General features: G+C 71.3%; 8 protein-coding genes. 6 read left to right on the top strand and 2 right to left on the bottom strand.

The features are described 5' to 3' along the window. On the top strand, positions 1–197 hold a 197-nt coding region (locus tag ABT085_RS40865; RefSeq protein ID WP_351620470.1), incomplete at its 5' end, for a hypothetical protein. A 41-nt stretch (positions 198–238) separates the two neighbouring features. Continuing rightward, a complete protein-coding gene (locus ABT085_RS40860; RefSeq protein WP_351620467.1) occupies positions 239–1,396 on the top strand; it encodes a vWA domain-containing protein in 1,158 nt (385 codons plus the stop codon). 109 nt (positions 1,397–1,505) lie between these two features. On the opposite strand, the gene ABT085_RS40855 is transcribed toward ABT085_RS40860, so the two are convergent. Beyond that, complete coding sequence (locus tag ABT085_RS40855; protein WP_351620463.1) at positions 1,506–2,183, bottom strand: GAP family protein; 678 nt, start codon at positions 2,181–2,183, stop codon at positions 1,506–1,508. Between the two features lie 402 nt (positions 2,184–2,585). Here ABT085_RS40855 and ABT085_RS40850 point away from each other — a divergent pair, with 402 nt between their 5' ends. From ABT085_RS40850 to ABT085_RS40835, 4 genes are all read left to right on the top strand, one after another. Continuing rightward, positions 2,586–2,813, top strand: a complete 228-nt coding sequence (locus ABT085_RS40850; RefSeq protein ID WP_351620456.1) for a ferredoxin — start codon at positions 2,586–2,588, stop codon at positions 2,811–2,813. Then, on the top strand, positions 2,810–4,204 hold the full coding sequence (locus ABT085_RS40845; RefSeq protein WP_351620453.1) for an NAD(P)/FAD-dependent oxidoreductase: 1,395 nt from the start codon (positions 2,810–2,812) through the stop codon (positions 4,202–4,204). Before ABT085_RS40850 ends, ABT085_RS40845 begins: the two co-directional genes overlap by 4 nt. 13 nt (positions 4,205–4,217) lie before the next feature. Then, complete coding sequence (locus ABT085_RS40840) at positions 4,218–5,438, top strand: cytochrome P450 (RefSeq protein ID WP_351620450.1); 1,221 nt, start codon at positions 4,218–4,220, stop codon at positions 5,436–5,438. A 327-nt stretch (positions 5,439–5,765) separates the two neighbouring features. Further along, positions 5,766–7,304, top strand: coding sequence for an FAD-binding oxidoreductase (locus ABT085_RS40835; protein ID WP_351620447.1), 1,539 nt, complete (start codon positions 5,766–5,768; stop codon positions 7,302–7,304). On the opposite strand, the gene ABT085_RS40830 is transcribed toward ABT085_RS40835, so the two are convergent. Further along, positions 7,280–7,723, bottom strand: coding sequence for a hypothetical protein (locus ABT085_RS40830; RefSeq protein WP_351620444.1), 444 nt, complete (start codon positions 7,721–7,723; stop codon positions 7,280–7,282). The two genes, ABT085_RS40835 and ABT085_RS40830, sit on opposite strands and share 25 nt — an antisense overlap. Positions 7,724–7,999 lie beyond the last annotated feature (276 nt).

The following is a 7,999-nucleotide window of genomic DNA, read 5'->3' as shown; positions in this document are numbered from 1 at the left end:
ACCCGCTCGCTCTTCCGTTCGTACCTGTGGTTGTCCCGCGGGGCGGGGCGCCCGTACGGCTCGTCCACCAGGGGGCGGCCCGGGCCGCCACCGACCTCGCCGCGATGCGGCACCTCGACTGGCCCGTACCGGCCGGGATCGACGGGTTCCTGGACCTGCTCCAGATGTCGGGAGCGCTGCCCGGCGGCGGCCGGTGAGGCCCACGGGGACCGCGGGAGACGCCCGTGGCGCCCTGGACATGACCAAGCTGCTGGCCGCCCGCTACCGGGCGGCGAGCGACCGGCCGTATCTGGCGGCCGCGTTGTACTCCCTGACCGTCGTGCCGAGCACGCAGGTGCCCACGATGGGGGTGGACCGGCACTGGCGCTGCTATGTGTCCCCCGCGTTCGTCGAGGCGACGGCGGTGCCCGAGCTCGCGGGCGTCTGGGTGCACGAGGTGGCGCATCTGCTGCGCGACCATCACGGCCGCGCGGACCGGCTGCCCGCCGCGGCCCAGGGGGACTGGCACCGCGTCAACGTCGCCCAGGACTGCGAGATCAACGACGACCTGCTCGCCGACGGTCTGCGGCTGCCCGATGGGCGCATGGAACCCCGGCTGTTCGGCCTTCCCGAGGGCGGGCTGTTCGAGGCGTACCTGGACCTGCTGCCACCACATGTGCGCACGCCCGACTGCGGATCCGGCGCCCACGGCCGTCCCGGCTCCTGGGAGCTGCCGGGCGCCGCCGGCCCCGCGCGGATCGGCGACGTGGAGGCGCAGGCGCTGCGGCGGCAGACCGCCGAGGCGATGCGCGCCCACCAGCGCGGCCGCGGCACCCTGCCCGGAGGCTGGCAGCGCTGGGCCGAGTCGATCCTGGAACCCACGGTCGACTGGCGGCAGGCGCTGTCGGGCGCGGTCCGGGAGGCCGCCGCGTGGGCGGGCGGAGCCGTCGACTACACCTATCGCCGCCCCTCGCGCCGTACCCCGGCGCTGCGCGGCGTCGTCCTGCCGAGCCTGCGCCGTCCGCTGCCGCGGGTGGCCGTGGTCATCGACACCTCCGGCTCGATGGGCGACGCGGAACTGGCCGCCGCCCTCGCGGAGGTGACGGGCGTGCTGCGCGAGGTGGGGGTACGGGGCAACCGGGTGACCGTGTTCGCGTGCGACGCCGATGTGCAGGCCGTGTCCCGGGTGACGGCCGCCGAGCAGATCACCCTGGGCGGCGGTGGCGGCACGGACATGCGCGTCGGGATCGAGGCGGCGCTCGCCACGCCGGAGCGCCCGGGGATCGTCGTGGTCCTCACCGACGGGATCACTCCCTGGCCCGACCGGCCCCCGCCCTGCCGCGTCGTTGCGGCCCTGATCGGCTCCACCGCACCGCAGGCGCCGGGCTGGGTGGAGACGGTGCGCATCCCCGGCTGAGAGCTCCGGGATCAGGGGCCGGGGTCCGTGCCGGGCCGCGACCGCGGCAGCACCCGGCACGGCCGTCGCCGGGTACGTGGCGAGCCGTCGTGCCGTCCCGCGGGCGCGGTCACGAACTCAGGACGTCGATTCCGTCGCCCAGCAGTTTCAGTCCGAACACGAAGAGCAGTACGGCCATGATGGCCGTGTTGTGGCGCGTCGCCCATTCCTTCCAGTTGCCCAGCGTCTTCTTCGCCCGCTCACCCGTGACCAGGAAGACCGCGAGCGGAGCGAGCAGCCCGAGCGAGGCGACGACGACGAAGACCGCCAGTGCGCCGATCTGCTGTCCGACCGGCAGTCCCGAGGAGCTGATGGACGCCGCGGCGGCGATGGTCAGCGGGGCGTTCTTGAGATTTCCGGCCGACAGCAACAGGGCGAGGAGGAACACCTTCACCGGTGTGAAGCGGTCGATCGTGGCCATCCACTTGGGCAGCTGGGCCTGCCTGACATCGGCCGGGCGGTGCCGCCAGAGTTTCAGGCCGAGCAGCGCCAGCAGCGCGCCCAAGGCGAGCTTGAGCACCCCCACCCAGTCGGCCGGCTGACCGTGGGAGGTGGCATCCTCCTGGCCTCCGACGAGCAGCATCACGGTGCCCAGGCCCGCCAGGCCCAGTACCCAGCCGGTGGCGAACACCAGTCCGTTCAGTCGTCCCCGAGGCGTTGCCAGCACGATGATGATGGCGATGATCGGAAGCGGACTCACGGCGACACCGGCCGCGAGGCCCAGAACATCACCCAGTACGTGACCCATGGGTCAAGAGTCGACGACAGTCCACGGTCCTCGCCGCACGGCGCGTGGCGTGCGGGTGAACGACGCCCCCGGCCGCCCCCAGGCTCCCCGGCCGCCCTCCGGCTCCCCGGTCGCTCCCGGCCGCCATCGGCCACCCTCGGTCACCGGGTGCGGGGTATCGGGGGGAGGCATACGCTCTTTGGCGAAGGGTCCGGTTCCTTGTGCGGTTTCACCGTCGCTGGTCGTCCTGCCCGCGACAGTCATCTCCTGCTGCGAAGACCCGACGAGCGCGGTACGTTCCCTTGCGCGTCGCCCGATGGGCGACGGCCGGATCTCCTCGCTCGGAGCCTGTCCGGCGCTGTGCGCGCCGTAGTGACACGCCGGCTCCAGGGTCCGCAGCCGACAGTCCCCGTGGAGGTCGGCATGCGAGTTGTCGTAGATCTTTCCCGCTGCCAGGGGTACGCGCAGTGCGCGTTCCTGGCGCCGGAGGCGTTCCGGATGCACGGCGAGGAAGCGCTGATGTACCACCCGAGCCCGGACGACGCCCGGCGCGACCAGGTGCTGCGCGCCGCGGCGGCCTGCCCGGTCCAGGCGATCCTGGTCGACCGGCTGGAGGAACGGGCCGTACCGGCGGAGGCATCGCGGTCATGACCAGCGCCGACAACCTGCGCGCGTTCAAACGCGACGGCCGCATCGTGATCGTCGGCGCCTCCCTGGCGGGCCTGCGGGCCGCGGAGGCGCTGCGTGCCGAGGGCTTCACCGGTTCGCTGACCATGATCGGTGACGAGACGTGCGAGCCCTACGACCGGCCTCCCCTGTCCAAGCAGGTACTGACCGGGTGGGTGCCGGCCCGGGACACCACGCTGCCGCGACGTCGTGACGTCAACGCGGAGTGGCTGCTGGGCCTGCCCGCGAGCGGCCTGGACCTGGCTGCCAACCAGGTGCGTCTCGCCGACGGCCGGGAGGTTCCGTTCGACCGGGTGCTGATCTCCACCGGCGTACGGGCCAGGCCCTGGTTCGTCGAGAGCGAGGCGGCCCTGGACGGGGTGTTCGTGCTGCGTACGCGCGAGCACGCCGAGGGTCTGCAACGGGCCCTGGCCGCCGGACCCTCCCGCGTCCTGGTCATCGGTGCGGGATTCACCGGCTCCGAGATCGCCTCCGTCTGCCGCGAACGCGACATCGCGGTGACCGTCGCCGAACTCGCGCCGGCTCCGCTGGTCGGGGCGCTCGGCGCCATGATCGGCGACGTCGCGGCCGACCTTCAGCGCGCGCACGGCGTCGACCTGCGCTGCGGGGTCAAGGTCACCCGGCTGGAGGGCGACGATCAGGGGCGGCTGCGCCGTGCCCACTTCGACGACGGCAGCACCGTCGACGCCGATGTGGCGGTGGTGGCGCTCGGCGGCATCCGCAACACCGAGTGGCTGCGTGACTCGGGACTGGCGGCGGGCCCCTGGGGAATCGCCTGCGACACGGGCTGCCGCGCCCTCACCCTCGACGGTCTGATCACCGACGACATCTTCGTCGCCGGGGACGTGGCCCGCTGCCCCAACCCTGTCTACGAGTACCGGCTCATCTCGCTGGAGCACTGGGCCAACGCCGTGGAACAGGCCGAGGTCGCGGCGCACAACATGCTCAGCGGCCAGGCGGACCGCTGGCCCCACCTGTCCATCCCGGCGTTCTGGTCGATCCAGTTCGGGGTCAACATCAAGTCCGTCGGCGTGCCGACCTTCGCCGACGAGGTGATGGTCACTCAGGGATCGGTGAGCGACCGCCGGTTCGTCGCCGCCTACGGCTATCAGGGCCGGGTCACCGCGGCGGTGAGCTTCAACAACGCCAAGTGGCTGGACCACTACCGGCAGTTGATCGAGACGGCCGCACCCTTCCCGCCGCCGAGCCCCACACCCGACCAGCCCGCCGACATGAAGCCGGTACCCGTCGACTTCCCCGGCCCCGTTCTGCTGGCCCAGGGCGCCACCGTGGTCGTCACCGGTCACGACCCGAGCGAGCGACGCGTCACGGCCGCGCAGCAGCAGCACCGGTAGGAGGGAGCGCCAGATGACCACGACCGAGAAGCCCGACACACTGCTCCGGATCCTCGACTACTCCTCCCGGGCCGACCCGTACCCGCTGTACGCCGAGCTGCGCGAGACGCCGGTGGCCCGGCAGGAGGACGGCAGTTACGTCGTCAGCACCTATCGCGAGATCATGGAGCTGCTGCACAACCCGCATCTGAGTTCCGACGTGCGCAATCTGTCGCAGCCCATGGAGGCGGTCGAAGGACGGACCACCCCGTCCTTCATCAACCTCGACCCTCCCGAGCACGACCGCCTGCGGCGCATGGCGATGCGTCATTTCGGCCCCCCGCACACCCCGGGCCTGGTGACGGGCATGGAGGACGATCTGACCGCTGTCGTCAGCGGTCTGATCGACGGCTTCGCGGGCAAGGAACAGATCGACATCGTCGACGACTTCGCCTATCCGTTCCCCGTCACCGTGATCTGCCATCTGCTCGGCGTGCCGCGCGAGGACGAACCGAGGTTCCATCTGTGGGTGGAAGCGATCGTCAACTCGATCGACTACAACCCCAAGACCGATCCGAAGGAGAAGTTGGAACACGGTCTGCAGGCCCGCAAGGATCTCCAGCAGTACCTGGGCGGGCTGCTGGGGCAACGCCACGGCAAGCCGGGGGAGGACCTGCTGAGCCGGTTGGCCAACGACGACGGGCCCGACGGGCGGATGACCGACGAGGAGATCCTCGCCACCGCCAACCTGCTGCTGATCGCCGGCCACGAGACCACCGTCAACCTCATCACCAACGGCATGCTGACCCTGCTGCGCAACCCGCAGCTGCTGCAACGACTGCGCGCCGAACCGGACCTGATCGTCCCGCTGGTCGAGGAGCTGCTGCGCTACGAACCTCCCGTGCACATGATTCCGTGGCGGGCGGCGTACAGCGACATCACCGTGGCCGACACCGTCATCCCCAAGGGCTCGAAGATCATGCTGATGCTGGCCTCGGGCAGCCGCGATCCGGACCGCTTCCAGGATCCCGACCGCTTCGACCCCGACCGCCCGGACAACGAGCACCTCGGCTTCGGCAGCGGCGTCCACCTCTGCTTCGGCGGCCCCCTGGCCCGGCTGGAGACACAGATCGCGCTGACCGAACTGGTGCGCCGGCTGGAGGGGCCCACGCTGGTCGCCGACCCGCCGCCCTACCGTCCCAGCCCCGTGCTCCGCGGCCCCATCCATCTGCTCATCGAACAGAACAAGGACTGACCGCGCAGACCGGGCGGGGCCCGGGCTCCGCGTGACGCCCGGCCGGGCATCCCCGGCCGGGCGTTCCGCATGACCGGCTGCCCGGGCGGAGCTTTTCCCTGCCCGGTCCGGTGCGTCCGCGGTGCGGCCCATCCGGCGGTACACCGGGCACTCTTTGGGGTTGCGGGCCGGTGCGCGGAGCATGTTGGACGGCTGTGCCGGCCGGCGATCGGTTGACTTCACACGGAGGCGATCGCCTCTTCGGGGCGTTTCTCGTGAGGGGCAGCCACTGTGATCGACAGGCGGGACGTAGTGCGGGCAGGCACGCTGGGTGCTCTGGGGACGGGGATGGCGGGTGTGCTGGCACCGCCCGCCGCCGCGTCACCCGCCGCGGCGCCTGAAGGGGTCGGCCCCCGGGACTGGAAGCGGCTGGCCGACGCGCTGTCGTCGCGCTCCACCCTCTACCGGCCGAACGACTCGCACTACCCGCCGCTGGCCATCCCGTTCAACCACCGCTATGCCGGGATCCGCCCCGCCGGAATCGTCGCCTGCGGCTCCACCGAGGACGCCCGTACGTCGGTGCGCTGGGCCCGGTCGGTGGGGCTGCCCGCCGTACCCCGCACGGGGCTGGGCCACAACTACGCCGGGTTTTCCACCACCACGGGCCTGCTGCTCAACATGGCCCGGATGAAGGGCATTCGCGTCACCCCGCGGCCGGGCGTCCGCTCCCGGACCCGGACCTACGGCTCGATGAAGGTCACCCATGAGGCGGGCACGGTCACCGTGGGAGCCGGTGTCACCAACGGTGACCTGCACCCGCTGCTGGAGGACCAGGGGATCTTCGTGCCGACCGGCCGCTGCCCCACGGTGGGGGTGGCCGGACTCGTGCTCGGCGGCGGCATCGGCTTCAGCGACAAGATGTTCGGTCTGACCTGCGACCGGCTGGTCTCGACGACCGTGGTACTCGCCGACGGCCGTGTGGTGGAGGCCGGCCGTGACTCGCACGCCGACCTGTTCTGGGGCTGCCGCGGGGGAGCGGGCAACAACTTCGGCGTCAACACGTCCTTTACGTTCCAGTACGAGCAGTTCCAGGGCGACGTGGGCTTCTACCAGCTGCGCTGGAGCCTGGACTCCGTGCAGCAGGTGATCGCGGCCGCGCAGCGGATCGCCCTGAACGGCCTGGACGACAAGCGGTTCCACCTGCGCGTCGGCATCGGGACCCACGGGCGTGCCAAGGACCAGATCCGCGAGAACGCCAATGTCAACGCCATCGGCCAGTACTACGGCCCCCTCGACGAGCTGCGTGACATCCTGGCCCCGCTGCTCGCCATCGGCACGGCCGAGGAGCGCGCCCGCAACAGGGCGTCCGTGCGCGAGGTCACTCCCGGTCAGGCGAGCGTGCTGCTGAGCGCCACCACTCCGGTGGAACAGTTCGCCACCAAGTCGGCGGTGCTCACTTCCCGGGAGCTGCTGACCGAACAGCAGGTCGGTGCCGCCGCCGGGCAACTGCTGGACTGGCCGGGCAGCAGCAACGAGGACGGGGCCGGGTTCGCGATGTTCGCCCTGGGCGGCGAGATCAACCAGGTGCCACCGGACGCGACGGCGTTCGTGCACCGCAACGCCGTGTTCGTCTTCGCTGCCGAGACCTCCTGGACGGACTACGATCCGCGCCGCGTCGAGACCGCGAACCTGCACTGGCTCCGTGACTTCTACCAGGGCATCTTCGGAACCACTCCGCCCGGGCAGTCGTATCAGAACTTCCCGGACCCCACGCTGAAGGACTGGCGGCGGGCCTACTACGGCGCGAACTACGACCGGCTGGTCAGGGTGAAGCGGAAGTACGACCCGACCGACTTCTTCAGCTATGCACAGGGGATCGGCACCTGACGCGGCCGGAAGCTGCGGCTGAAGTTCAGGGCGATGTCCAGGGCGAAGAAGTTGCTGCCCCGGCCCGTCCGGGCGCGCAGCAGGATGCGGTGCTCGGCCACCGGTACCGCCTCGGGAAGCCGGAGGTGCCAGGTCTGCCGCCATGGTCCGGCGGGTGGTCTGGGGTCGCCCGGCAGGCTCGCGCCGACGCCCGCCAGCAGGTCGGGCAGCCGGTAGGTCCGGTCGAGCATCTTCACGGGACCGAACTTCATGATCATGTTGCAGGTGACCCGGGTCAGGTCGACCGGCTCCTTGAGGTGGCCGTTCATCTCCCATGAGACCTGGTGTCCCAGCCACGGCCGGGCCGGGGTCCAGCTGAAGTCGAGGCGGTCCAGGACGTACGTGTCGTCGCTCACGTCCTCTACCAGGTGGATGCTCATGTCACTCCTCACCCCTTCACCGGACGGGGAAACACCGGAAGACGGCCGCGGCCGGCGGCCTGGGAGACCGGGCCGGCCGGCGAGGGTCGCCGTACCGGTCCGATCGGTGCGGGAAAGGACAGCCACGCCCCGCATGCACCGCGCACGCACGGCGTCGGGCGTGCGGGGTGCACACGGGGCGTGGCTGTCGGAGAATGGTGCGTGTACCGGGGCCCCGGCCCGATTCCGGCGGGCCGGGGCTCCTCAGTGTCTGACCGGTCGGGTCCTAGTAGCCGC

Origin of the sequence: Streptomyces sp. NPDC002265, assembly GCF_040296125.1 — a bacterium.
In the GTDB taxonomy this organism is placed as follows: Bacteria; Actinomycetota; Actinomycetes; order Streptomycetales; family Streptomycetaceae; genus Streptomyces.
The sequence above is the reverse complement of the archived record's forward strand: the minus strand, read 5'-3'. Positions and strand labels throughout refer to the sequence as shown.